Consider the following 25,595-nt stretch of genomic DNA (forward strand, 5'->3'; position numbering starts at 1 on the left):
CCATGCTCGAACACTGCACGCCATGGCCCGAGGAGTTCGCCGCGCGCTACCGCGCGGCCGGCTACTGGACCGGAGAGACCTTCGGAGCCCTGCTGACGCGGCTCGCCGCCGAGCACGGCGAACGCGTCGCCGTCGTTGCGGGCGAGGACAGATGGAGCTACCGCGAGCTCGACGAGCGCGCCACCCGCTTCGCCAGGGGCCTGTACGCGCTCGGGGTGCGGCCGCGCGACAGGGTCGTGGTGCAGCTCCCGAACACCGCGGAGTTCCTCGAAGCGGCGTTCGCGCTGTTCCGGCTCGGCGCGATCCCGGTGTTCTCGCTGCCCGCGCACCGCGCGAACGAGGTGGTCCACCTGGCCGGGCACGCCGGGGCCGTGGCGTATCTCACCGCCGACAGGCACGCCGGGTTCGACTACCGCGACCTCGCGAGGGCCGTCCGCAAGGACGTCCCTGGCGTGACGCAGATCATCGTGCTCGGCGAGGCCGAGGAGTTCACGCCCTTCGACGCGGTGCGCGCCGCCGGAGACGGCACGGAGCCGTCGTGGCCGGCGGCCGACCCGTCGGACGTCGCGCTGTTCCAGCTGTCGGGCGGCACTACCGGGACGCCGAAGCTCATCCCGCGCACCCACGACGACTACCTGTACTCGGTCCGCGCGAGCGCCGAGATCTGCGGGCTCGACGCGACGACGGTGTTCCTCGCCGCGCTGCCCGTCGCGCACAACTTCCCGATGAGCTCGCCCGGCGTCTTCGGGGTGCTGCACGCGGGCGGCAAGGTGGTCATGTCACCGCAACCCGCGCCGAGTTACGCGTTCCCGCTCATAGAGCGCGAAGGCGTCACCCTGACGGGGCTCGTCCCGCCGCTGGCGATCCTGTGGATGGAGACCGCGGCGACGTCACCGCACGACCTCTCGAGCCTCGAGGTGCTCCAGGTCGGGGGCGCGCGGCTGTCCGACGAGGCCGCCGCGCGCGTACGCCCCTCGTTGGGGTGCGCGCTCCAGCAGGTGTTCGGCATGGCCGAAGGGCTCGTCTGCTACACACGCGCCGGGGAGCCCGAGGAGTACGCGCTGACGACCCAGGGCCGCCCGATCTCCGAGGACGACGAGATCCGCATCGTTGACGAGTCCGGCAACGAGGTCGCTCCCGGCGAACCCGGCGAACTGCTCACCCGGGGTCCGTACACCATTCGCGGCTACTACAAGGGCGAAGAGCACGCTGCGGCAGCTTTCACCCCCGATGGGTTCTATCGCACCGGAGACGTGGTGAAGCGGCTCGAATCGGGCCATCTCATCGTGTCCGGCCGGGAGAAGGACCTCATCAACCGGGGCGGCGAGAAGGTCTCGGCCGAGGAGGTCGAAAACCACCTTCTCGCCCATCCGCTCGTCCGCGACGCGGCCGTCGTCGCGGTGCCCGACAGGTTCCTCGGCGAGCGTTCGTGCGCTTTCGTCCTGCCGCGCGAGGAAGTTCCCCAGGCGGGCGAGTTGCGGGCGTTCCTGCGCTCGCGCGGCCTTGCCACCTACAAGATCCCGGACCGGCTGGAGATCGTCGCCGAGTTCCCCGTCACCGGCGTCGGCAAGATCAGCAAGCGCGACCTGCGCCGCGCGCTCGCCGCCGCGCTCACCGACCCCGCCCAGAGCTAGGAGACACCGACCATGGGACTCCCCCGCATCGCCCCCTACTCCATGCCGCGCGAGCTGCCGCCGAACCGGGTCGAGTGGCGGCCCGACCCGTCACGGGCCGTGCTGCTCGTGCACGACATGCAGAACTACTTCGTTGACGCCTTCCAAAGGGACGCCTCGCCCATACCCGAGCTGATCGGCAACATCACCCTGTTGCGGGAGGCGGCGAACGTCGTCGGGGTGCCCGTCGTGTTCACCGCGCAGCCCGGCGCGCAGACCCTCGACCAGCGCGGCCTCCTCCAGGACTTCTGGGGCCCTGGCATCCCCGCCGACCCGCGCTCGGCCGCGATCATCGACGAGCTCGCGCCCCGCCCGTCCGACACGAGGCTCACCAAGTGGCGTTACAGCGCCTTCCAACGCACCCACCTGCACCGGCTGATGGCCGAGCAGGGCCGCGACCAGCTCATCGTCACCGGCATCTACGCCCACATCGGCTGCCTCATGACGGCCTGCGAGGCGTTCATGTCCGACATCGAGGCGTTCTTCGTCGCCGACGCCCTCGCCGACTTCACCCCCGCCCACCACGCGCAGGCCCTCCAGTACGCCGCCGACCGCTGCGCGGTGACGACGACCACCGCCGCCCTCGCCAAGTCCCTCACCGCCCCCCTCCCCGCGAGCCGCTAACCCCAGGTGATCGGGCGCTTGATGCGCCCGATCACCGGCCGAGCCGAGCGGGGTCAGAACCTTGAGGCGCTCGTCCAGGCGTCCAGGAGGGCCCTGTCGCCGAAGATCTCCAAGGGGGCGTCGTTCTGGCGGCCGAAGGTGAACAGGAGGAGGTCGGCGAGCTGGCCCCGCACGGCGGCGTCGGCCTTAAGGTGACCGCGTTCCCACGAGTAGCCCTCGGGGCCGAATCGGATGGTCCACTCGCCTTCGGCGTCCGTCGCGTGCAGGTGGAGCGTTCCCGGGGTCGTCAGAGCGGCGATCGCGGGGCCCGAGGCGCGGCCGTGGGGGATGTTGGCGAGGAACTCGTCTATCGCGTCGGCGGCCTGCGCGGGGTCGAACACCGGGGCCTTGCCCGCCGCGCCCTCGGCGTCGGCGCGGTGCACCATCGTCTCGTGGAACTGGCGGCGCGACCACCAGCGCATCCGCTGGTCGGGGCCCCACGTCCACACCGGCGCGTCGCCGTCGACCGCGCGCAGCGCCGTGACGAGCCTGGCCCCGCCTTCGGCGACCCAGCCGGGGTAGTCCGCCCAGTCCTCGGGGAAGTCGACGGGCACGTCCCGCAGGGGGACCCGTGCCGTCGCCGCGCTCTCCACCACCTTGATCGTCCAGCGGTGGATCAGCCCGATGTGCTGGGCGAGGTCCAACGCCGTCCAGTCGTCGCATCCGGGCACCAACGCGCCGGGCTCCGCGCCCGCTATCGCCTCCGCCAGCCTGTCGACCTCGGCTTCCAACAGCCCGCAGTACTCGCCGTGATCCCTCATGGCCGCACCTTAACCCCGCCCGCGCCGCTCCGGTACCCGCGCGTCCTGGCTTTCCGCGCGCCTTCTCACGCTGACGCCGTCGCGGGCCAGGGAAGGTCGCGGGAGGGCGTCAGCTCGACGACGGCACGGTCACGAACGGGACATGGCGGACTCCGTCGCGTCACAGTCGCTCCCGGGGGCACCTTCTGCGACGAGAGACGCGCGATGGCACAGCAGCGACCAGGCAGCCAACCTCGATCATCGACCGGCGCGGGAGGCTGGGTCCTGCTCGGCTGCGGCGGCTTTCTCGGCCTGTTCGTCCTCGCCGCGGCGTGCAGCGCGCTCTTCGCCGACGACGAGGTCGCCCCGGCCTCGGCCCCGCAGGCCGCGGCCCGCCCGACCACGACTGTCGTGGTCACGGTCACCGAGACGGTGACGGTCACCGCGTCCCCGTCCAGGCGTCCCCGCACCCCGACCCCGACGGCCAAGCCCAAGCCCAAGCCGAAACCCAAGCCCAGCACCCCCAAGCCCGCGGCCCCCGCCAACGACCCGCGCTTCGGCACCTGCGCGGCCGCCAACGCCGCGGGCTACGGCCCCTACGTGCAGGGCTCCGACCCCGAGTACGCCTGGTACATCGACCGCGACAAGGACGGCGTCGTCTGCGAACGCTGACCCCCGCGCGTCAGGCCGTGCGCTCGCTGTCGAGCATCGCCATGAGCGGCGCGGCGTAGCGGGTCCCCGCGACGGCGTCGCGCGGGACCGCGCGGTCGATCTCGGCGAGGTCCTCCTGGCCTAGGACGAGGTCGGCGGCGGCGACGTTCGCCGGGATCCGCCGGGCGCTGCGGGTGCCGACGACGGCGACCAGCGCGGGCTCCTTGGCCAGCACCCATGCGGTGGCGAGCTGCGCGACGGTGACGCCGCGCGCCTCGGCGAGGGGCCGCAGCCGTTCGGTGAGCGCGAGGTTCGCCGCGAGGTTGTCGGGCTGGAAGCGCGGCAGGTACGACGCCCTGGGGTCGCCGCCTTCCGGGGTCTCGTAGGACCCGGTGAGGAGCCCGTGCGCGAGGACCCCGTAGGCGGTGACGCCGATGCCGAGCTCGCGGCAGGTCTCGAGGATGCCGTTGGTCTCGGGGGCCCGGTCGAACAGGGAGTACTCGATCTGCACGTCGCAGATGGGGTGGACGGCGTGGGCGCGGCGGATCGTCTCGGCCCCCACCTCCGACAGCCCGATGTACCAGACATGTCCCGCCTTGATCAGTTCCGCGATCGCGCCGACGGTCTCCTCGATCGGCGTCGCGGGGTCGAGGCGCGCGGGCCGGTAGATGTCCACGTGGTCGGTGCCGAGGCGGCGCAGCGAGTAGGCGAGCGCGTTCTTGACGTGCGCGGGCCGCCCCTCGATGCCGACGAACGCCCCGTCGGGGTCGCGCAGCCCGCCGAACTTGACGCTGAGCAGCGCCCTGTCACGGTCGCCGCGGAGCGCGCGGCCGATCAGGTCCTCGTTGTGGCCCATGCCGTAGAAGTCGGCGGTGTCCAGCAGGGTGATGCCCGCGTCGAGGGCGGCGCGGATCGTGGCGACGGCGTCGGCCTCGTCGGCGGGTCCGGTGCGGTCGGACAGGGACGAGCAGCCGAGCGCCACGGGCGCGGTCGCAGGGCCTGACGTGCCGAGACGGCGAGTGTGCATCGGGGATCTTCCTTCTGGGATCGACCTGCTAGAGTTGATATGTCAACAGCAGGAAGGGAGGTGTTGATATGTCAACACCGCCGTCCGACCTCGAACTCTGGTTCGCGCTCAAGCGCGCCCACGAGGTCGTCCGCGCGCGCGTCCTCGCCGACGTCGCCGAGTCCTCCGGCCTCTCCGAGCCCGACCTGGTGATCCTCGTCCAGCTCGACAAGGCGGGCGGCAGGCTGCGGCAGAGCGAGCTCGCCGCCGCGCTCGGCTGGGACCGCACCCGCCTGTCCCACCAGCTCACCCGCATGGCCTCCCGCGACCTGCTCACCCGCGACCGCGGCGCTACGGTCACCGTCGCACTCACCGAGGCCGCCCACGCCCTCATCACCGCGCTCCAACCGCGTCTGGAGAGCGCGGTCCAGCGCCACTTCACCTCCCACCTCACCCCCGCGGAACGCCAGGCCATCGGCTCGGCCCTCAGCCGCCTGTGACCGTCAGCTGAGGCCGGGCATCTGCTTCTGGCCCGCCGAGGCTGGGTCGGCCGCGCGCGTCAGGGCCTCGCGGAGCAGGGAGGCTGCCTGTTCGGGCCGGATGTCGTTGATGAACGCGCCCATCCCGGATTCGGAGCCCGCGAGGTATTTGAGCTTGTTCTGGGCGCGGCGGATCGTGAAGAGCTGGAGGTGGAGGTGGTAGGCGGAACGGGCCGTGTGGACGGGAGCCTGGTTCCACGCGGCGATGTAGGGCATGAGGGGGACGTCGAAGAGCGCGTCGAACGCCTTCAGGACGGGGAGGTAGACGCCGGCGAAGGCGTCGCGTTCGTCCGGGGAGAGTGCGGTGAGGTCGGGGACGCGCCGGTTGGGGTAGACGTGGACCTCGAAGGGCCAGCGGGCTGCATAGGGGACGAAGGCCGTCCAGTGGTCGTTGGCGGCGAGGACACGGCCGCCTGAGCGCTCCCGGTCGAGGCGCTTGGCGAAGACGTCGGGGTCGCGTTCGATCGCCGCAAGGTGCTGGGCCGTGTACGGCGTGACGTACGGGTAGCCGTAGATCTGGCCGTGCGGGTGGGCGAGGGTGACGCCGATCTCCGCACCCCGGTTCTCGAACGGGAACACCTGCTCGACGCCGGGGGTCGCCGACAGCGCCTCGGTGCGGTCGGCCCAGGCGTCCATGACGAGCCTGACGTCGGCGGGCGGCAGCGCGGCGAACGACCCGTGGTGGTCCGGCGTGAAGCAGACGACCTCGCAACGTCCCTGCCCCGGACGCAGCCCGGGACCCGTCGAGGACGCCTCGATCCGCTGCGAGAACGACGGGAAGCGGTTCTCGAAGGCCACCACCCGGTACGGGCCGGGGATCTCGGTGGAGAACCCCGGCCGTGACGGGTCGAGCGGGCATTCCGACGCCGGCGGCTGGAAGGTGCGGGCCTGGCGGTGCGCGGCGATCGCCACCCACTCGCCGCGCAGCTCGTCGAGGCGCACCTCGGACGCCTGGGGCGGCTCGGGCAGGTCCCGCAGGTCGCGGGCCTGCCGGGGCGGGTCGCCTTCCAGGTCGAAGTAGATCAGCTCGCGGCCGTCGGCCAACGTGATCGGGGTGCGCCTCATACCGGGGACTTCTCCCCGATCGCGTCGCCCTATGGCCAACCGGGCGTCAACCGGACGCGATCAGGCGGCCAAGCGGGCCCGCGCGGCGGCGATCCTGGCGAGGGTGCGCTCACGGCCGAGCACCTCGAGCGACTCGAACAGCGGAAGCCCGACCGTGCGTCCGGTGACGGCGACGCGGACCGGGGCCTGTGCCTTGCCGAGCTTCAGCCCGAACTCCGCGCCGACGGCCTCGAGCCGGTTCTTCAGCTCCTCGGCCTCCCACGGCGCGTCGCGGTAGGCGTCCTCGGCGGCGGCGAGCAGCTCGGCGGCCGGCTCCTTCATCGCCTTGTTCCAGGACTGCTCGTCGTGGACGGGCTCGTCGAGGAAGGCGAAGTCCACGAGGTTGTGGATCTCCGAGAGCACCGCCGCGCGGGTCTGCGCCAGCTCGGCGAGCTGCGCCCACACCTTGCGGTCCCATGACGGGTCGAGGAACGCCTCGCCCTCGGCGATGAAGCTTTCGAGCGGAAGCGCCCGGATGTACTCGCCGTTGATCGCGCGCAGCTTCTTGACGTCGAAGAACGCCGGTGAGCTGTTGATGTCGGCGACGGCGAACTCGGCGACCATCTCGTCCCACGGCACGATCTCGCGGTCGCCGGACGGGGCCCAGCCGAGCAGCATCAGGTAGTTCACCATCGCGTCGGCGAGGTAGCCCTCGGCCTTGTAGTCCTCGAGCGCGACCTTGTCACGGCGCTTGGACAGCTTCTGCCGCTTCTCGTTGACGATCACCGGGACGTGCGCCCACACGGGCGGGACCTTGCCCAGGGCGTCCCACAGCAGCTGTTGCTTGGGCGTGTTCGACAGGTGTTCGTCGCCGCGCAGGACGTGGGTGATGCCCATCTCGATGTCGTCCACGACGTTGGCGAGGATGAACAGCGGGGACCCGTCGCTGCGGGCGATCGCGAAGTCCTCCATCGCGACGTTGGGGAACTCCACGAGGCCGCGCACCTTGTCGTCCACGGCGGTGACACCCTCGTCGGGGGTGCGGAAGCGCACGAGGCCGTCGGCGTGGTTCAGCTCGCGGCAGTGGCCGTCGTAGCCGCGGTTGGGGTCGCCGGTGCGGGCGATGACCTCTTCACGGGTGCACGTGCAGTGGTAGGCGCGGCCGGACGACAGCAGCCCGGCGACGGCGGCGCGGTGCTGCGGCTCCTGCGCGGACTGCATGAGCGGGCCTTCGAAGTGCGGCGAGTCGCTGTTCACGCCGATCCAGGCGAGGGCGCTGATGATGCCCTCGGTCCACTCGGGCCGGTTGCGGTTGGCGTCGGTGTCCTCGATCCGCAGGACGAAGGTCCCGCCGGTCTGCTCGGCGATCGCCCAGTTGAACAGGGCGGAGCGGGCTCCGCCCACGTGGAACATGCCGGTGGGCGAGGGCGCGAAGCGCACCCGGACGTTCGAGGGCGCGTCGGTCGAGGAGACGGGAGAAGACATGGTCAAAGCCTAGCGGCGACCGAGAGTGACAGAAGATTTTCCTTTCTAGTACGGTACATCCCGTAAGATCTGTTGTATTGAGCAACTTTCCCGGGAGGTTTCGCCATGCGCGGCTTCACTCAGGTGCTGTTCGACGAGGCCCACCGTGAGGCGTGGAGCATCCGGCCCGACGCCGTCAGGGCGATGAACCCCGGGCACCCCGCCGACGCGGGCTACACGCGCGCCGCCGACCTCCTGCGCGCGGCCGGGCACGGCATCGCCCCGCACACCGACGGGCCGCTCGACGCCGAAGCCCTCGCCGGATACGACGTCCTGGTGATCGCCCACCCCGCCGAGGACCGCTGGGAGCGCACGACGGGCATCGGCTCGCCGGTCTTCTCCCCCGCCGAACTCGACGCGGTCGAGGCGTTCGTGCGCACGGGCGGCGGACTCGTCGTCCTCACCGAGTGCGAACAGGACAAATACGGGACGAACCTTGACGAACTCCTGGCGAGGTTCGGCGTCGGGGTCGTCTCCACCACCGTGCAGGACCCGCGCAACGCGCACAAGGACGTCGCGCACTGGGTGCTCGCCGAGCGCGGCGGCCCCGTCGGACCCGACGACGTGCTCGCCGGGGTCGGCGCGGCGTGCTTCTACCGCTCGGGCGCGCTTACGGTGCCGCCCGGAGGAGAGGTCCTGCTACGCAGCTCCGCAAGCGCGGACCCCTCGGAGGCCGCCCTTGCCGTCGCCGTACGCGCCGACGCCGGGCGTGTCGCGGTGTTCGCCGACTCCGACCTCTTCGGCGACGACTCCATCGCCGAGCTCGACCACGCGGCCCTGTGGCGCGGGATCGTCACCTGGGCGGCGGGCGAGCCCGTCACGCGGGCGGCCGAGGCCGTCTCCGCGGCCGTGACGCACCCGGCGTGGGCGGAGCTGAAGGAGGCGGTCGAGGAGCTGCGGCCGCTCCAGCTCAAGGACGGGTCGGTGCCTTCGGCGTCCGTACCCGACGCGCGCAAGGCGGTCGGGCGGATCGTCGCGTCCGTCGAGGCGCTCGCGCCGCTGTTCCCGCACGACGCCGCCTACCTCACCGCCTGCGTCGGCGACCTGCGCGCCTGGGACGCCGACGGCCTGGGCGTCCCGGACTTCCTCGACTCGCTCCTCGCCTTCCAGCCCCAGGAACGGCGTCAGGACGGCCTGGAGCACCTCGTCGTCTTCCCGATGTACACCCAGAACGGCAATCCCGACCGGAACGTCGAGGCTGTCCTGTTCCGGGTGGTCTGGCCGGAATGGCTGGCAGAACTGGAACGCACCAGGTACGACAATCCGATGTTCGTGCCCGTCGCGTTCACCGACTTCACGTCCGGCTACGACACGAATTCGGCGGTTCTGTTCCCCGAGACCGTGGCCGTCCGGGAGACCCCGCCGAAGTTCACCTGGGGCGCGATCTTCTGCGACCGGGAGGCCGCGCGGTTCCGTCGCGTGTCGCGGGCGGCCGCCGACACGCTGCGCCTGCCGCTGCCGCCCGACGCGGCACGGCTCCTCGCGTCACAGGAGCTGGCCCAAGACACCTTCGTCCTGTGGGACCTCATCCACGACCGCACGCACAGCCACGGCGACCTCCCCTTCGACCCGTTCATGATCAAACAGCGCATGCCGTACTGGATGTACGCGCTGGAAGAGCTGCGCTGCGACCTCACGACCTACCGCGAGGCGACCAGGCTCGACCTGCCGCACGCGCCGCTCGTGCAGTACGCGATCCTGTTCGACAGGCTGTTCCGCTTCCCGATCACCGGCGCACGCGTCCGCAACTACGACGGGCTGGGCGGCCAGCTCCTGTTCGCCTATCTGCACAAACACGGCGTCCTGCACTGGACGGACAACCGGCTCACGCTCGACTGGGAGCGGCTGCCCGAGACCGTCAACGCGCTGTGCGCCGAGGTCGAGGCGCTGTACAAGGACGGGATCGACCGGCCGAAGCCCGCGCACTGGCTCGCCGCCTATGATCTGGTCGCGGGCTACGTCGCGCCGCACCCCGGCTCGGCCTGGGCGCGCGGCGTCGCGGGGCTGCCGGTCGCCGAACCGCCGAAGGCGTGGGTCGACGCGGTCCTGCCCGACGAGTTCCCGCTCAGCATGTTCTACGAGGCGCTCGCCAAGCGCCTCGGCGACGTCATCGACTCCACGAAAGGCATCCGCGCCGCATGAGCACCCTGCACGACACGTCCTCGCGCGGCTTCGCCAGCGACAACTACGCGGGCATCCACCCCGAGGTCCTCGCGGCGATCGTCACGGCCAACGACGGGCACCAGACCGCGTACGGCGAGGACGTCTACACCGCGCGCCTTCAGGAGGTCGTCCGAGGGCACTTCGGGGAGGCCGCCGAGGCTTTCCCGGTGTTCAACGGCACCGGCGCGAACGTCGTCGCGCTGTCGGCGGCGACGCGACGATGGTCGGCGGTCGTCGCCGCCGAGACCGCGCACATCAACGTGGACGAGGGCGGCGCGCCGGAGAAGGTCGCCGGGATCAAGATCTGGACGGTCCCGACGCCGGACGGCAAGCTGACGCCGTCGCTGCTCGACCGGCAGGCATGGGGGTGGGGCGACGAGCACCGGGCGCAGCCGCACGCGGTGTCGATCACCCAGACGACGGAGCTCGGGACCTGCTACACCCCCGAGGAGATCGCGGAGATCACCGCTTACGCGCACGAACGCGACATGCTCGTCCATCTCGACGGGGCGCGGATCTCCAACGCCGCCGCGACGCTCGACGTGCCGCTGCGCGCGTTCACGACCGACGCCGGGGTCGACCTCGTGTCGCTCGGGGGGACCAAGAACGGGGCGATGCTGGGCGAGGCGGTCGTCGCGCTGAACCCGTCGGTGGTCCCGTCGCTGAAGTACCTGCGCAAGTCGGCGATGCAGCTCGCGTCGAAGATGCGGTTCGTGTCCGCGCAGCTCGTCGCGCTGTACGAGGGCGACCTGTGGCTGCGCAACGCGCGGCACGCCAACGCGATGGCCCGCCGCCTCGCCGACGCCGTCCAGGGACTGCCGGGCCTGACGATCACGCAGGAGGTCAGGGCGAACGCGGTGTTCGCGGTCCTGCCGCGCGAGACGACCGAGCGCCTGCAGAAGCGCTTCCGCTTCTACACCTGGGACGAGCAGACCGGCGAGGTCCGCTGGATGGCCTCCTACGACACCACCGAAGCGGACATCGACTCCTTCGCCGCCGCGATCGCCGCCGAACTGTCCTGATGCCCGTCACGTCCGGGCTCCTGCCGGAGACGCCGCCGACGCCGCTCGTGCCCGTCGAGGACGAGCGGCTCGGCGGCGTCCGGCTGCTGGTCAAACGTGACGATCTCATCGACCCGGACATCCCGGGCAACAAGTGGCGGAAGCTCAAGTACAACCTCGCCGAGGCCGCCGCCCAGGGCCACGACACGCTCCTGACGTTCGGCGGCGCGTACTCCAACCACATCCGGGCGACGGCCGCCGCCGGACGCCGTTACGGCTTCCGCACGGTGGGGATCATCCGGGGCGAGGAGCACAGCCCGCTCAACCCCGTCCTCGAGTACGCGACGGCCCAGGGCATGGAGCTCAGGTACGTGTCCCGCACGGCATACCGGGACAAGCCCGTGCCTCCCGGTCGGTTCTACGTGCTGCCGGAAGGCGGCTCGAACGCCCTCGCCGTCCGGGGCTGCGCGGAGGCCGCCGCCGAGATCACCGAGCCCTACGACTACCTGTGCTGCCCGGTCGGGACCGGCGGCACCCTCGCGGGCCTGGCGTTCGGCCTGCGGCCCGGCGCGCACGCGCTCGGCTTCGCCGTCCTCAAGGGCGCGGCCTTCCTCGCCGACGAGGTGCGCCGCCTCCAGCGCGAACACGGCGAGGCCGCCGAGGAGTGGTCGCTGGAGTTCGGCTTCCACCACGGCGGCTACGCGCGCCGCACCCCGGCGCTCGACGCCTTCGTCGCCGACTTCACCGCACGCCACGGCATCCCCCTCGACCCCGTCTACACCGGGAAGATGCTGTACGGCGTCTACGCGCTCGCCGCCGCCGGCCGCTTCCCGCCCGGCGCCACCGTGGTCGCCGTCCTCACCGGCCAGGGGTAAGGACGCGAGGCGGATCGGGGACATGAAGACGTTGCGCGCCTTGGCGTCGGCGAGGAGCGCCGGGGGCGGGGCGGCCAGGACGTCGAGACGGGACGCGCCGGTCGCCTCGGCGAGCAGCGCCGCCTCGGCCTCCAGGGCCGGGAGGACCGAGGGCGGGGTCTCGGGGAACAGGGCGTGGCGGACGGTGAGGGCGTCGGGCGTGTGGTCGAAGTCCCAGACGCCCGCGACGACGCCGTCGACGAGCACGACCGACGTGCCGTTGCCGGATTTGTCGTAGACGCGGGCGTGGTGCTCGGGGGCCACGAGGCGCGGCGCGCGATTCGGCAGCGCGTAGCCCATCATGAGCGCGTCCCAGTACGGCAGCAGACGGACTCCGGAGGCGGGTTCGGCTTCGCGCAGCGCCGGAAGGTCCGCGGCGAGCAGCAGCATCGGCGCGCCCTCCACCGAGATCTCGACGGTCTCCAGGGACGCCAGCGCCGCCTTGGTGTCCCGGACCGTCCAGCCCGCCCACCACTTGAGGTCGGCGGCCGTCGCCGGGCCGAACCCCGCGAGGTAGCGACGGGCCAGCTCCACCCGGGCGGCCTCCGGGTCGTGGGCGGCCAGCGGCGAGCCCGTCCAGGACTCCCACGCCGCGTACGCGTAGGCGTCGCTGCGCCAGCCGCCGCGCACCTCGGCCCGCACCAGCCTGCACTCGCGGCCCATCAGCGCGATCACCCGGGTGAAGTTCTCCGGCACCTCGCCCAGGACCGCCCGGATCTCCGCGCTGCTCGCCGACGGCACCCCGGCCAGATGGGCGAGCACCTTCTCGGCCAGCTCCTCGTACTCCGCATCGGCGATCCCCGCGTACTTCAGCAGCTGCGCCCGCGCCTTCGGCCCGCCCGCGTGCGTGGCGGCGAGCACCACGGGAAGGTCGGCCGCCGCGACCGCGAAGTTCATCTCGTGCATCGCCCGCACCCGCACCACCGACCGCGACTCGTACAGCTCGCGGTCGATGTCCCCGATCCGGAACCCGCCGACCCGCGCCGCGAGCGACAGATAACAGGGCGGCGCTGACCCGAACACCCCCACGACCACCCGCACCGCCTCCGCGACACCGCCGAGCCGCGCGCCCGCCAACCCCTGCCGCCCGAGCACCGCGCCCCGCACCCGCCCCCACGAGAAATCCTCCATGCGCCAAGGCTAGTCAGCGCCACCGACATTTCCCGGCCCGACGTCGGGCGGCGGAGCTCAGAAGGTGCCGCCGTCCACCACGAGGCGCTGGTCGGTGATGTAGGAGCCCGCCGGGCCGGTGAGCGAGACGACGGCGGCGGCCACCTCCTCGGGCGAGCAGACGTGACCGAACGGCGAGGCCGCGTCCAGCGCGCGGATGTCCTCGGCCCCGGTCGTGGCGCGGGCGAGACGCCGTCCCATGTCGGTGTCGGTGAGGCCCGGCGCGACGATGTTGACGTGCACGCCGTGGCGGCGCTCCTCCCTGGCCAGCACATGCGCGAGCGCTTCCATCGCCGCCTTGGCCATCGCGTAGGGCGCGGACCCCGCGGGCGTCGTGGACGCGACGATGCTGGAGATGAAGACGACGTCGCCGCGCTCCCCCCGGCGCAGCCAGGGCACCGCGGCGCGCGCGACGTGGTGCGCGCCGAGCGCGTGCACGCCGATGACGCGTGCCACTTCGGCCGGGTCGGGAGCGCAGCATAGCCCACGGGCGCGAAGGCAAGGCTTGCCTTCTTTACCGAAAGCTTGGTGTCGGACGCCGTGACGTTGGGCATCCTTGAGTCAACAAAGAGACTCACCGCCGGAAACCTGTCAAGGAATGGAGATCCTCCGGGCGACCGGTGGGAGTCGGAACCGGGCCTCTCAGCACAGCCCCCTGGTGCTGAGAGGCCCGGTTCTTTGTCTCCGGGTCTTTGTCTACGGGCCGCTCAGCGCGCAGCGGTCAGGCGGGGATCGAGCGCGGTTCCTTGACGCGGCTGAGCGGGATCACCAGCGGGGTGCCCGCCGACGGGTCGGTGATGATCTGGGCGTCGAGGCCGAAGACGTCGCGCACCAGCTCGGCCGTCAGCACCTCCGACGGCGGGCCCTGCGCGGCGACGCGTCCGTCGCGCATCGCGACGAGGTGGTGGGCGTAGCGGGCGGCGAGGTTGAGGTCGTGCAGGACCATGACGACGGTGTGGCCGTCGTCGTTGAGCTCGCGGACGAGGTCGAGCACGTCGATCTGGTGGGCGAGGTCGAGGAAGGTGGTGGGCTCGTCAAGCAGAAGCAGGTCGGTGCCCTGCGCGAGGACCATCGCGATCCACGCGCGCTGCCGCTGGCCGCCGGACAGCTCGTCCACCTGGCGTTCGCGCAGGTCGAGCAGTTCGGTGCGGGCCAGCGCCCGGGTGACGGCCTCCTCGTCCTTCTCCGACCAGGGCCGGTACCAGCTCTGGTGCGGGTGGCGGCCGCGCGCGGCGAGTTCGGCGACGGTGAGGCCGCCCGGCGCGATCGGCGACTGCGGCAGGACGCCGATGGTCCGCGCGACGTCGCGGGTGGGCAGCTTGTCGATGAGCTCGCCGTCGAGGATGACGCTTCCGGCGCGCGGCTTCAGCAGCCTGCCCAGCGCGCGCAGGGTCGTGGACTTGCCGCAGCCGTTCGGCCCGATGACCGCGGTGACCCTGCCGTCGGGGATGTCGAGGTCGAGGTCGTCGACGATGGTGCGTCCGTCGTAGGCGAGGCGCAGTTTCTCAGCGCGCAGCCGTGCCGTCGTCTTCGTCATGCGCGTGCGCCTTCCGGGGTCAAGCTGGGCGGGTCGGACCGGGCGAGGCCACCGAAACGATACCGTGGACGATACTTAGGCAAGCCTTTCCTTAGCCAGAGCATAGCCAGAAGGCGAGACTTTCGGCGAGCGCGGGTGAGTCGTGGCCCAACGGCCCGAATCCATGTAAAGTTAGGTTAGGCTCACCTAATACCGAGCCGGAACCACCCCTCGCACCCGGCCCGCGCGCCCGGCCGGCTCCGGAACCGGAGACCCGCATGACGCTCCAGCCTTTCCTGGCACTCCTCGGCACCCTCACCGAGTCCGGCGACCTGCCCGGCGCGGCCCCCGGCCTGCGCCAGCGCGACGGCCTGACCGTCGCACAGCTCGCCACCACCCACCGCGACGCGCTCGACGCGATGGTCACCGCGCACTCAGCGCGCTGGAACGCGCCCCGTCACGTCGGCGCGACCCTGTGGTGGAAGGGCTACGCGTACTGGACGACCGTACCGCTCGCCCTTTCCTGGGCGGTCACCGGCTCCTTCCCCGCGTGGACCGCCGACACCCTGCTGGTGCGCGACCTCGGCGAGGAGGAGCCGCACATGCGGATCGGCACCGCCGACGAACCCGGCGTCACCACGGATCTCGCCGCGCTCCTCGCCGGGCTGCACGGACCCCTCATCGACGCGCTCGCCGACGTGGCGCGCGCGGGCCGCCGCAACCTGTGGGGATCGGTCGCCGAATCGCTGACCCGTCCGCTGACCGCCTACGCCGACCTGCTGCCGCCCGTCTCCCCCGCCGACCTCCTCGCGTCGGCCGGACGCCCGGTCCGCGACCTCATGGAACTCGACCCGCCGCGCCGCAAAACCTGCTGCCTGTGGGTGACGCTGCCGGACGCCGAAGCATGCGGAACGTGCTGTCTCACCTCCCGTCCGCGACCTGTCCGCCCGGTCACCGGGGCGCTCGACGGCGCCGCTGCCTGAAAGATCTTCCGACACATCCGAAACCCCCTGACCGAGGGGCATTTCAGGGCTTATCGTCAGAGGTATCCAAGCCCCTAAGGAGTGCCATGGCGGTGTTGTTGGTCGTCGCGTGCCTGGCGGTCGCCGGTGCGGAGCTCTATCTGGCCTTCGGCCGGTCAAGACGCGAGACGGCCGAACGCACCGCGCAGCGTGAGGCGGCCGATCGGATGACGGCGCGGGTCGAGGAGGCGCTGGGCGAACTCGCCGAGCTGCGCGCCGACCTCGCGGGCCGTCCCGAGGCCGCCGACCTCGCCCGGCTGACCAAGCGCACGGCCGAACTCGCCCAGGGTCAGCAGGACCTCACCGCCTCGCTGCGCCGCCACGACGAGCTCGCCGGGTACGTCGGCAGGATCGAGGAGCGGGCGGGCCGCACCGAGACCTCGGTGTCCGAGCTGCACCGCACGCTCACCTCACGGGTCGAGGCCGCGCTGGCCAGGCACGAGGCGGCGCTGGCGGAGCTGCGCGCCGAGCAGGAGCGCCAGGCGGGCGACGCCGTCGAGGCGCTGGCCGAGGCGCGCCGGGTCCACGCCGACCAGACCGCGCTCGCCGACGCCGTCACCGCCGAGCACGCGCGGCAGGGCGCGGCCCTCGAGGAGGCGCTTGACGAGCTGCGGCAGTCGGCGCGCGAGCGCACCGGGGAGCTGGCGACCGAGCTGCGCACCCAGGGCGTCCGGGTCGACCTCGCGCTGTCCGAGGTCCGCGCGCTCGGCGCGCGGGAGGGCGGCACGGACGACCTGCGCCGGATCGCCGCCGAGCTCGAGGAGCTGCGCACCGCCGACGCCGAACACGCCGTCCGGCTCGCCGACGCCCTCGCCGAGCTGCGCGACACCCGCGCCGAGCAGGACGAGCGGCTCGCCGAGGCGGTGCTCGACCTGCGCGAGCGGATCGCCGAGGCCGCCGACGACGCCCAGGACGGTGTGCGGGAAGGCGCGCCGCGCGCACTCGCCGCGCTCGCCGAGCCCGGCGCGCTCGACGCCGTCCGCGAGGAGCTGCTCTCCCTGCGCGGCCGCACCGACCTCGCCCTCGACCGCCTTGACGAGCTCGACGCCGAACGCGACCGCGACCTCGAGCGTTACCGCGACCTCGCCCAAGCGCTCGACGCCGTCGAGGACCACCTCGCCGGGCAGCCGTCCACCGACGGCGAGGCCACGACCCTGCGCGGCGGTCTGGTCGGCGCGCAGCCGCTGTCGCACGAGCTGCTGTCGAAGGCGTACGAGAACCTCGTCGACGCGCTCGACCTGCGGGTGCGGATGCAGGTCCCGGCCGGCGAGTCGCCCTGGCACACCCAGTACTACCTCGCGGGCAAGAACCCGGCGCGGCTGCGGCGTGACTTCGTCGCGCTGCTCGACGGCCTGCGCGGCACCGCCGCCGACCCGCGCCGCGACGCGCTGCACGCGCTCGCGCTCGAACTCCAGGCCGCCGACGAGGCGTTCGCGCAGATCGGCCCGTTCGTCATGGTGCACGTGCAGGAGAGCCTGCTGTGCGGCGTGCTGACGGTCGCCGAGGCCCGCCGCTTCGACATCGACAGGTTCCTGGGCGACCCGTCCTCGGCCGTCAGCGGGCTGCGGCTGCTGCCCGAGCAGCGGTTCCGCGACCTCGGCGCGGAACCCCTGACCGCCTGACCCGCCCCGGCACGGCCCGCCCGAGCTGTCGGGCGGGCCCCACGCGTCAGCCCGTCTGACGCGCCCGCAGCGCCGCGAGCGCGCGGTCGGCGTGCACGTTCATCCGGATCTCGCTCTTGACGACCTCGAGGACCTTGCGGTCGGTGTCGATGACGAACGTGACGCGCTTGGTCGGCGCGAACGCGACGCCGCGCGCCACACCGAACAGCTTGCGCACCTCGGCGTCGGGGTCGGCGAGCAGCGGGTAGCCGAGTTCGTACTTGCCGCTGAACTCCGCCTGCCGCTCGACGCTGTCGCCGCTGATCCCGACGGGGGTCGCGCCGACGGCCTTGAACTCGCCGACGATGTCGCGGAAGTGACATGCCTCGGCGGTGCACCCGGGCGTGAACGCCGCGGGGTAAAAGAAAAGCACGACGGGCCCGTCGGCCAGCAGTTCGCTGAGCCCGCGCGGGGTCCCGGTCTCGTCGGGCGCCGAGAAATCGGGCGCCACTTCACCGATCTTCATTCCGTCAAGCTAGCGCGGCGTCCACGGTCCCACCAGGGCCGGATACGTACCGACCACAGCGTGGAGATCACGTAAGCACCATACGCACCATGCATCCAAGGATGCCGCTTCGCGTATGAATCGCCCGAGTTACCGCGGTGACGTCCCGCAAACAGGGGCGGAACCCGTTTTCCGGAGCGAGAGATACCAAACGCGCATCCTAACCTTGCGGCTCCACGGCTGGCAGGGGGAGATCCACGCGAACACGATAAGTGCCGTGTCACGCGATGTGCGCAAGTTCACACCCTCCCGTGCGTCCACCCCCGATCACTCCGCCGCCCCCGGCGCGAGGAGGCCCTCCGCGATGAAGTCGAGAACCGCGATGAAATCGAGAAACACCACAAGAATGACGCTGGCCCCGGTCGCCCTCGCCGTGGCGGCCGCCCTGGCCCTGTCGGCCTGCGGCGGCTCCGCCGAGCAGGGCGCGGACGCCGCGGCGTCCGGCACCCTCGCCGCCAACTGGGGCGGCTTCCCCGAGAGCTGGGCGCCGGGCGCGGAAATGGAAGCCGGATACATGCGCGTCCCCTACGAGAACCTCGTCGGGCTGAACACGCAGGGCGAGATCACCCCGGTCCTGGCGACCGCGTGGAAGCAGACCGACGCGGCGCTCACCCTGACGCTGCGCGAGGGCGTGGTCTTCCACGACGGGACCCCGTTCGACGCCGAGGCCGTCAAGGTCAACCTCGAGTCCATCCGGGACGGCAACACCCCCTACGCCGGGCCGCTGAAGGTGATCTCGTCCATCGACGTGGTCGACGCCACGACCGTCAAGCTGAACCTCAGGCAGCCGACGCCGTCGCTGCTCACCACGCTGTCCACCCGGGCCGTCCCGATCGCCAGCCCCAAGGCGATCGCCGACAAGTCGGTCGCCCAGCACCCCGTCGGCACCGGACCCTGGGCCTACGACCCCGCGTCGTCGACGGCCGGGACCCGCATGACGTTCAAGTACTTCGACAAGTACTGGGACGGCCGCGACAGCGTGGGGTTCGACGCCGTCGAGCTGTACGCGATCCCCGACGACAACGCCGCGGCGGGCGCGCTGATCAGCGGCGAGATCGACGTGACCGACACCGAGGTCCCCAACCTCGACCAGCTGAAGGCCACCGCGGGTATCAAGACGCTGTCGTACCCGGCGATCCGCAACAACCCGATGTTCTTCGACCGCGGCCCCGGCGGCGTCTTCGCCGACGTCAGGGTGCGCCAGGCCGCCTGTTACGCGCTCGACACCGCCGCGCTGCAGAAGCTCGAACCTGACTGGGTGCCGCGCACGCAGCACTTCGCCGAGGGCGAGTCGGGCTACAACGCCGCGATCGCGGGCTACCCGACCGATCTGGCCAAGGCCAAGCAGCTGATGTCCGAGGCGGGCAACCCGAAGGTCTCGGCCGAGGTCGTCGCCGCGCCGTTCAACCAGAAGCAGCTCCAGGTGTACGCCGCGCAGCTCAAGGAGATCGGCATCGCGGTCAAGGTGCAGGTCGCGCCGCCGCCGCAGTACTTCTCCACCTGGAACAGCGGACGCTTCCCGCTCGGCCTCGGCGGCAACGACGAGCTGACCCCGTTCGACTGGTACCAGGCGTGGTTCGCCGCCGACGCCCCCGGCAACCCGGCGGGCGTGGAGAGCGCCGAGCTCAAGGCCGCCGCCGACAAGGCGATCGCCGCGGGCACCTCGCCCGAGGCCGAGGGCCTGTGGGGCGACGTCACGCGGATCATCTCCGAGGAGGCGCTGACCTGCGGGCACGTCGCCGGCGAGGAGCTGATCGCGTGGCACTCCGACCGGGTCGACGGCGTCGCCGCGCCGACCCAGCCGTGGGAGACCAACCTGATCGACTACAAGGCCCTGCGGCCCAAGGGGGCGTGACCCGTGGCGATCGCACCGCCGATCGCCGCCCGGAAGCGCGGGCCGGTGGGCCGATGAGGAACCTCATCGCCTACCGGCTCGCGATGGCGCTTCCGCAGCTCGCGATCGTCTCGCTCCTCGTCTTCTCCCTCACCTACCTGGTGCCCGGCAGCCCCGCCGCGGTCATCCTGGGCGTCCGCGCGACGCCCCAGGCGATCGCCGACGTCGAGGCGAGACTCGGGCTCGACGCGCCCGCTCTTGAGCGGCTCGGCTCGTGGTTCGCCAACGCCGTCCAGGGGGACCTCGGGGTGTCCTACGCCTCGAATCTGCCCGTCGTGCAGGTCATCGCCGAGCGGATGCCCGCGACGCTGTCGCTGATCCTCGGCGGGATCGTCGTGGCGATGCTGCTCGGCGTGTCCGTCGGCATCCTCGCCGCGCTGCGGCCCGGCACGACCGACCGCCTCGTGTCCGGCGCGACCTCGGTCGGCCTCGCGGTGCCTGAGTTCTGGTTCGGCCTCGTGCTGTCGCTCGTCTTCGCGGTGAAGCTCGGGTGGGTTCCCGTCGTGGCCTACACGCCGTTCACCGTCGACCCCTTCGCCTGGTTCCAGGGGCTGATCCTCCCCGCGATCTCCCTCGGCATCGGCGCGGGCGCGCTCATCGCCAGGCAGACCCGCGCGGCGATGATGGAATCCCTCGCCTCCCCGTACATCGACACGCTGACGGCCGCTGGCGTCTCCCGGCGCAGGATCGTGCTCAGGTACGCGCTGAAGAACGCGATGGTGCCCGTGCTGGCGTCCACCGGCCTCACCCTGCGCATCCTCATCGGCAGCAGCTTCGTCGTGGAGCAGATCTTCGCGTTCCCCGGCGTCGGGCACCTGCTGCTGACCAGCGTGATCGGCAAGGACTTCCCCGTCATCCAGGGCGGCGTGCTGGTGATGGCGCTGCTCGTCATCGGCGTGAACCTGCTGCTCGACGTGAGCTACGGCCTGCTCAACCCGAAAGTGCGTCCGCAATGAGCGAAACGAACGGAACCACAGTCAAGGCATCCGCGCCGCGCGGCGGGGGGAGCCTCGCCCTCACCCTCGGCCGCATCCGCCGCCAGCCCGTCACCGTCGTGGCGGCGGCGTTCCTGCTGCTGGTCGCGGCGGTCGCGCTCCTCGCGCCGCTGCTCGCGCCCTACGACCCGAACGAGGGCGACTTCGACGCGGTGCTGACCGGGCCGTCGGCCGCGCACTGGCTCGGCACCGACGAACTCGGCCGCGACACCCTCAGCAGACTCCTGTACGGCAGCCGGATCGCGCTGCTCGTCGCGGTCGGCTCGGTCGGCGTCGCGATGGCGATCGGCGTCCCGCTCGGGCTGCTGCTCGGCTACAAGGGCGGCTGGTACGACAGGCTCGGCTCGCGCGCGCTCGACATCTCCGACGCGCTGCCCGGCCTGCTCGTCGGCTTCGCCGTCATCGCGATCCTCGGGCGCGGCCTGCTCAACCTGATGCTGGCGATCGGCCTCATCTTCTGCATGAGCTTCGCCCGGATGACCCGCGCGGTCGCCCTGGCCGAACGCGAGAAGGTCTACCTCGACGCCGCGCGCGTCGCGGGCCTGCGCACGCCGGAGATCCTGTTCCGCCAGGTCCTGCCGAACCTCACCGGCCCGCTGTCGGTCCAGGCCGCGGTGTTCATGGGCTCGGCGATCGGGGTCGAGTCGGCCTTGAGCTTCCTCGGCCTCGGCCTCGACACCGAGACGCCGTCGTGGGGCGGGATGCTGAGCGTCGCCGCCGACGAGCAGGCGCGCCAGCCGTTCCTCGCGTTCCCGCCCGGCCTCGCGATCATCCTGACGGTCCTGGCGTTCAACCTGTTCAGCGACGGCGTCGGCGACGCGCTCGGCGGCGCGCGCCGCAAGCCCGCCAGACGGCGCGGACGCGTCCCGGCCCACGCGATCGGCTCCCCGACCAAGGCGCGGCCCGCCGACCCTTCGGCGCTGCTCGAGGTGCGCGACATGACCGTCGAGCTGGTGTCGGCCAAGGCTGTGCCGCTCGTGCAGGGCGTGTCGCTGACCGTGCGGCCCGGTGAGGTCGTCGGGCTGCTCGGCGAGTCCGGGTCCGGCAAGTCGATGCTGGCCCGCGCGGTGCTCGGGCTGCTGCCGCCCGGCACGCGCCGCGCGGCGGGCTCGGTGTTCCTCGGGGGCGGGGAGATCACCGGCCTGTCGGAGAAGGAACTGCGTGAGGTGCGCGGGCGCGGCGTCGCCGTCGTCTTCCAGGACCCGATGACCGCTCTGTCGCCCGTCCACACGATCGGCGCGCAGCTCGCCGAACCGCTGCGGGCGCATTTCGGGATGACCAGGGCGCAGGCGCGCGAGCGCGCCGCCGAACTGCTCGCGAGGGTCGGCGTGGAGAACCCCAGGACCCGGCTCGACGCCTACCCGCACCAGTTCTCCGGCGGGATGGCCCAGCGCGTCGCGATCGCGCTGGCGCTCACCGCGAAGCCGCGGCTCCTGATCGCCGACGAGGCCACCTCGGCCCTCGACGTCACCACCCAGAGCCAGGTCCTCGACCTGCTGCTCGACCTGCGCGACGAGTTCGGCATGGCGGTCCTGATGATCACCCATGATCTCGGGGTCGTCGCCGAGACCTGCGACCGCGCGGCGGTCATGTACGCGGGCGAGATAGTCGAGACCGGCGACGTCGCCACGCTGTTCGCCAGGCCGCGCCACCCCTACACCGCGGCCCTGCTGGCGGCAGACCCGTCCGGCGAGGCGGCCTCCGGACGGCTGCCGACCATTCCCGGCGGCGTCCCGCTCGCGGGCGAGTGGCCGTCCGGATGCCACTTCGCCAACCGCTGCGCCTTCTCCAAGGAGGGATGTGTGAAAAGCCCGATCCCGATCTCCGACGAGGTCCGCTGCGTGCGCTCGCACGAGCTGACGCTGGGGGTGAGCGCCCGATGAACGCGCCGACACTGCTCCAGGTGCACGACATGTCCGTCACGTACGAGGCGGGACGCGCCATGGGATGGAAGCGGAGGCAGGTCAAGGCAGTCGACGGCGTCACGTTCGACGTCAGGCCGGGTGAGACGCTCGGGCTCGTCGGCGAGTCGGGGTCCGGCAAGAGCACGGTCGGCCGGGCGATCCTGCGGCTCACCGACGTGTCCGACGGCTCGATCACCTTCGACGGCGCCGACGTGACCGCGCTCGGCCGCGCGACCCCGCTCGCCTACCGGCGGGCGGTCCAGGCCGTCTTCCAGGACCCGGCCTCGTCGCTGAACCCGCGGCACTGCGTCGCCGACGCGGTGACGGTCCCGCTGCGCCGCCACGGCATCGGCGACCGGGCCGCCAGGGACGCGGCGGCGGCCGAGGCGTTCGAGCGCGTCGGGCTGTCGCGGGCGCACCTGCACAGGTTCCCCTCGGAGCTGTCGGGCGGCCAGCGCCAGCGCGTCGCGATCGCGCGGGCGCTCGCCCTCCAGCCTCGCCTCGTCGTCTGTGACGAGGCCGTGAGCGCGCTGGACGTCTCCACCCAGAGCCAGATCATCAACCTGCTCGGCGACCTCCAGGACGCGACGGGGATGAGCTACCTGTTCATCACCCACGACCTGCGGGTCCTGCGGCACATCGCGCATCGCGTCGCGGTCATGCACGCCGGACGCCTTGTGGAGCTCGCCCCGGTCGAGAAGCTGTTCACCTCCCCCAGGCACCCGTACACGCGGTCGCTCCTGGCGGCGAGCCCGTCACCGGACCCGTCGGAGCGGGAACGGCGGCGCTCACGGCGCGCGAACTACCAGGTCAACCACCACGGCCCCGAGATCGTGCGCGGCGAGGCCGGATGCCCGTTCCGCGCCCGATGCGCGAGCGTCATGCAGATCTGCCACACCACAACCCCCACACCCCGCACACTCAGCGACGACGCCACAGTCTCCTGCCACCTCTACGAACCCGACAAAACACCAACCCCCCGCCCCGCAGGTCGCCCACGTCCCCCCGGCACCGGAGCCCACCACAAGCACTGACCGCACAGCGAGCAATGACCGAACATCGAGCGGTGACCGCACCACGCGCGATGACCGCGCAGCGAGCGGTGACCGTGACACGGGCGGTGACCGCACCACGCGCGATGACCGCGCAGCGAGCGGTGACCGTGACACGGGCGGTGACCGCACCACGCGCGATGGCCGCGCAGCGAGCGATGACCGTGACGCGGGCGGTGGCCGTGGTGCGCGCAGTGGCCGCGCGGGGAGCGGTGGCCGCGCCGCGCGCGGGCGACCGTGGTGCGGGCGGTGACCGGGGTGTGGGCGGTGGCCGGGAGCGGCCAGGCGGGCGGTCTCCGGAACTTCGCGCGGCCCGTGTCCGGTCTGACTGTCGTGTGGTGCCGCACCGGTCGCTCCCTGCGCCGGGGGCGCGCTCGGGAAGGGGATCGCGGTGGAGGTGCTTTCCGGGGAGCCGAGCGGGCGGCGACATGCCGTCCCGGAGGGGGTCGCGACGCCCGTCGGCATAGGGATAGGCGCGCTGGTCACGGGCGTGTGGATGTGGCTCGAACGCGACGCGCGCGGGGCCGTCGCCGACGGGGTCGTCGCGGCGGTCGACGCGAGGAGCGCCGCGCGTCAGGTGGCCGAGGCGCGCCAGCGGCCCGACGCGTGCGTCGTCGTGCGGTATCCCCGCAAGGTCCGGCATACCGGGCCGAAACCGCGCAAGAACAAGGGGAACACCGTCATGCGGGCGGCCGGGCCGCCCAACCCGGCGGTCGCGGCCGAGGCGCTGCGCCTCGCCGACCTCGCCCGCGCGGAGCTGCCCGCCGACCGGATCGTGCCCGGGGCCGTCACCTGGACGCGTCCCGGGGAGGAGTACTCGCCCTATCTGGTCGCGGCGGACGCGTCGTTCGCGGGCGAGGACTCGGCGTGGGCGTGCGTCACGGGCGCGGGCTGGGTGCTGCGGGGGGCGCTGCGCACCCCGCACATCGGGCACGCCGAACTCCTCGCGGTCGAGCGCGCGCTGTCGCTCTACCCCGACCACGCCGACGTCACCGTGCTCACCGACAGCGTCGCGGCCGCGTCGGTCATCGCGCAACTGCGGGCCGGCAAGCCCGCGCGCGAGGTCCTCGCCGCGCGGCCGTGGCTGACCGAGGCGCGCGCGTCGGTCGTCGTGGGGGTGCTCGCGGCGCGGCTGACCGGCCGGAGCGGCGCGGTGCGCGTCCGGCGGGTACCGCGCGACACCCACCCGCTGCACCGGCAGGCCGACCGCGAGGCGCGCCTCGCCCGCAAGGAGAGCGACGAGCTGACCGGGGCCTACCGCAGGCGGATGCGCGAGGACCCCGACTACGCGGCGCGCGAGTTCGCCGCGCGCAAGCCGATCGGGCTCGCCGAGGGCAGGGCGTCGGGGTGGGCGATCGAGCTGCCCTGGCTGGACGGCGACCGCACCTCGGTCGCCGCGATCCAGCAGGTCATGCCGGGTCCGGACGGCAACGCAATCCGGTACTGGGCAGCCGTAAGGGGCGACGGACACGCGCGGTTCGCGGCGAGCGCGATCGTCTCGGGGCCGTGGCCGATCCGTTCCGAACTGCACCTGCTCGCGCGCGCCGCCGAACTCCTCGAACCCGCCGACGGCCCCACCCGGATCGTCACGACGGGCGGGATCTACTCGCGCGCGACGGCCCAGGCCGTCAACCGGCTCCTCGCGGTGACCGACGCGCCGTCCCTCACCCGCATGCAGGGCCACTACCCCGAGCTCCGCCGCGCGGCCCAGGCCCTGCACCGCGCCCTCCCCCGCATCCACACGATCCGCGACCCCTCCACCCACCCCCAGCTCGCCGCGGCCCAGGCCCTCCTCACCGCCCTGCACGCCCTGCTCAAAGCGGGCGCCGACTACACCGACGCCCTGGCGGCTTCCCTGGCCGCCCTCCTGGACCGCGCCGCCCACGGCCCCCTTACGCCCTCCCGTATCCAGGACGCCGTCCACGAGGCCCTGGCCCTTCCCGAGTCCCCCGCCTGAT

Annotated in this window: 21 protein-coding genes and 1 pseudogene; 14 read left to right on the forward strand and 8 right to left on the reverse strand. The window is 72.4% G+C overall.

All coding sequences use genetic code 11. The annotated features are described in order from the left end of the window. The first annotated feature begins 2 nt into the window (after positions 1–2). Together R9X44_RS09890 and R9X44_RS09895 are read left to right on the forward strand one after the other, a co-directional pair. The gene (locus R9X44_RS09890) at positions 3–1,634 is read left to right on the forward strand and encodes a (2,3-dihydroxybenzoyl)adenylate synthase (protein WP_319813735.1); all 1,632 of its coding nucleotides are present in this window, start codon (positions 3–5) and stop codon (positions 1,632–1,634) included. 12 nt (positions 1,635–1,646) lie between these two features. Then, on the forward strand, positions 1,647–2,297 hold the full coding sequence (locus R9X44_RS09895; protein ID WP_319813736.1) for an isochorismatase family protein: 651 nt from the start codon (positions 1,647–1,649) through the stop codon (positions 2,295–2,297). Positions 2,298–2,350: 53 nt separating this feature from the next. Here the strand turns inward: R9X44_RS09895 and R9X44_RS09900 are convergent, their stop codons facing one another. Further along, on the reverse strand, positions 2,351–3,097 hold the full coding sequence (locus R9X44_RS09900) for a maleylpyruvate isomerase family mycothiol-dependent enzyme (RefSeq protein ID WP_319813737.1): 747 nt from the start codon (positions 3,095–3,097) through the stop codon (positions 2,351–2,353). Positions 3,098–3,301: 204 nt separating this feature from the next. Here R9X44_RS09900 and R9X44_RS09905 point away from each other — a divergent pair, with 204 nt between their 5' ends. Next, the gene (locus tag R9X44_RS09905; protein WP_319813738.1) at positions 3,302–3,748 is read left to right on the forward strand and encodes an excalibur calcium-binding domain-containing protein; all 447 of its coding nucleotides are present in this window, start codon (positions 3,302–3,304) and stop codon (positions 3,746–3,748) included. A 10-nt stretch (positions 3,749–3,758) separates the two neighbouring features. Here the strand turns inward: R9X44_RS09905 and R9X44_RS09910 are convergent, their stop codons facing one another. Further along, complete coding sequence (locus tag R9X44_RS09910; protein WP_319813739.1) at positions 3,759–4,754, reverse strand: aldo/keto reductase; 996 nt, start codon at positions 4,752–4,754, stop codon at positions 3,759–3,761. Positions 4,755–4,822: 68 nt separating this feature from the next. On the opposite strand from R9X44_RS09910, the gene R9X44_RS09915 reads away from it, so the two are divergent. Beyond that, positions 4,823–5,233: a MarR family winged helix-turn-helix transcriptional regulator gene (locus tag R9X44_RS09915; protein ID WP_319813740.1), complete on the forward strand. Its 411-nt coding sequence runs from the start codon at positions 4,823–4,825 to the stop codon at positions 5,231–5,233. Positions 5,234–5,236: 3 nt separating this feature from the next. Here R9X44_RS09915 and galT read toward each other — a convergent pair whose 3' ends face one another. Together galT and gltX are read right to left on the reverse strand one after the other, a co-directional pair. Beyond that, positions 5,237–6,337, reverse strand: a complete 1,101-nt coding sequence (galT, locus tag R9X44_RS09920; protein ID WP_319813741.1) for a galactose-1-phosphate uridylyltransferase — start codon at positions 6,335–6,337, stop codon at positions 5,237–5,239. Between the two features lie 60 nt (positions 6,338–6,397). After that, positions 6,398–7,801 carry a glutamate--tRNA ligase gene (gene gltX, locus R9X44_RS09925; protein WP_319813742.1) on the reverse strand — a complete coding sequence of 468 codons (1,404 nt, stop codon included), beginning with the start codon at positions 7,799–7,801 and terminating at the stop codon, positions 6,398–6,400. A 105-nt stretch (positions 7,802–7,906) separates the two neighbouring features. Between gltX and R9X44_RS09930 the strand changes: the two genes are divergently transcribed. From R9X44_RS09930 to R9X44_RS09940, 3 genes are read left to right on the forward strand one after another with little or no spacing between them, the layout of a single operon-like run. Next, a complete protein-coding gene (locus R9X44_RS09930) occupies positions 7,907–9,982 on the forward strand; it encodes a DUF6421 family protein (RefSeq protein WP_319813743.1) in 2,076 nt (691 codons plus the stop codon). Next, complete coding sequence (locus tag R9X44_RS09935; RefSeq protein ID WP_319813744.1) at positions 9,979–11,025, forward strand: low specificity L-threonine aldolase; 1,047 nt, start codon at positions 9,979–9,981, stop codon at positions 11,023–11,025. The genes R9X44_RS09930 and R9X44_RS09935 overlap by 4 nt, the downstream gene beginning before the upstream one ends. Next, a complete protein-coding gene (locus R9X44_RS09940) occupies positions 11,025–11,879 on the forward strand; it encodes a 1-aminocyclopropane-1-carboxylate deaminase/D-cysteine desulfhydrase (protein WP_319814221.1) in 855 nt (284 codons plus the stop codon). Before R9X44_RS09935 ends, R9X44_RS09940 begins: the two co-directional genes overlap by 1 nt. A 117-nt stretch (positions 11,880–11,996) precedes the next feature. On the opposite strand, the pseudogene R9X44_RS09945 reads toward R9X44_RS09940, so the two are convergent. From R9X44_RS09945 to R9X44_RS09955, 3 genes and pseudogenes are all read right to left on the reverse strand, one after another. Further along, positions 11,997–13,049: pseudogene (locus tag R9X44_RS09945) on the reverse strand (winged helix DNA-binding domain-containing protein); the annotation flags it as partial. A gap of 57 nt (positions 13,050–13,106) precedes the next feature. After that, positions 13,107–13,544 (reverse strand): SDR family oxidoreductase, encoded by a 438-nt coding sequence (locus R9X44_RS09950; RefSeq protein WP_319813745.1) that lies wholly within the window; start codon positions 13,542–13,544, stop codon positions 13,107–13,109. 265 nt (positions 13,545–13,809) lie between these two features. Continuing rightward, on the reverse strand, positions 13,810–14,625 hold the full coding sequence (locus R9X44_RS09955; RefSeq protein ID WP_319813746.1) for an ABC transporter ATP-binding protein: 816 nt from the start codon (positions 14,623–14,625) through the stop codon (positions 13,810–13,812). A 257-nt stretch (positions 14,626–14,882) separates the two neighbouring features. Between R9X44_RS09955 and R9X44_RS09960 the strand changes: the two genes are divergently transcribed. Next, positions 14,883–15,587 carry a (2Fe-2S)-binding protein gene (locus R9X44_RS09960; protein ID WP_319813747.1) on the forward strand — a complete coding sequence of 235 codons (705 nt, stop codon included), beginning with the start codon at positions 14,883–14,885 and terminating at the stop codon, positions 15,585–15,587. An 86-nt stretch (positions 15,588–15,673) separates the two neighbouring features. Further along, positions 15,674–17,248, forward strand: coding sequence for a hypothetical protein (locus R9X44_RS09965; RefSeq protein WP_319813748.1), 1,575 nt, complete (start codon positions 15,674–15,676; stop codon positions 17,246–17,248). A 46-nt stretch (positions 17,249–17,294) separates the two neighbouring features. Here the strand turns inward: R9X44_RS09965 and R9X44_RS09970 are convergent, their stop codons facing one another. Further along, complete coding sequence (locus tag R9X44_RS09970; RefSeq protein WP_319813749.1) at positions 17,295–17,753, reverse strand: peroxiredoxin; 459 nt, start codon at positions 17,751–17,753, stop codon at positions 17,295–17,297. Between the two features lie 385 nt (positions 17,754–18,138). Here R9X44_RS09970 and R9X44_RS09975 point away from each other — a divergent pair, with 385 nt between their 5' ends. From R9X44_RS09975 to R9X44_RS09995, 5 genes are all read left to right on the forward strand, one after another. After that, on the forward strand, positions 18,139–19,647 hold the full coding sequence (locus tag R9X44_RS09975; RefSeq protein WP_319813750.1) for an ABC transporter substrate-binding protein: 1,509 nt from the start codon (positions 18,139–18,141) through the stop codon (positions 19,645–19,647). Positions 19,648–19,700: 53 nt separating this feature from the next. Then, on the forward strand, positions 19,701–20,642 hold the full coding sequence (locus R9X44_RS09980; RefSeq protein ID WP_319813751.1) for an ABC transporter permease: 942 nt from the start codon (positions 19,701–19,703) through the stop codon (positions 20,640–20,642). After that, positions 20,639–22,564: a dipeptide/oligopeptide/nickel ABC transporter permease/ATP-binding protein gene (locus tag R9X44_RS09985; RefSeq protein WP_319813752.1), complete on the forward strand. Its 1,926-nt coding sequence runs from the start codon at positions 20,639–20,641 to the stop codon at positions 22,562–22,564. The genes R9X44_RS09980 and R9X44_RS09985 overlap by 4 nt, the downstream gene beginning before the upstream one ends. After that, positions 22,561–23,619 (forward strand): ABC transporter ATP-binding protein, encoded by a 1,059-nt coding sequence (locus tag R9X44_RS09990; protein ID WP_319813753.1) that lies wholly within the window; start codon positions 22,561–22,563, stop codon positions 23,617–23,619. Before R9X44_RS09985 ends, R9X44_RS09990 begins: the two co-directional genes overlap by 4 nt. 409 nt (positions 23,620–24,028) lie before the next feature. After that, entirely contained in the window at positions 24,029–25,594 is a 1,566-nt protein-coding gene (locus tag R9X44_RS09995) for a hypothetical protein (protein WP_319813754.1), read from the forward strand. The last annotated feature ends 1 nt before the right edge of the window (position 25,595 follow it).

The sequence above is a fragment of the Actinocorallia sp. A-T 12471 genome (assembly GCF_033875155.1).
Taxonomy (GTDB): Bacteria; Actinomycetota; Actinomycetes; order Streptosporangiales; family Streptosporangiaceae; genus Actinocorallia.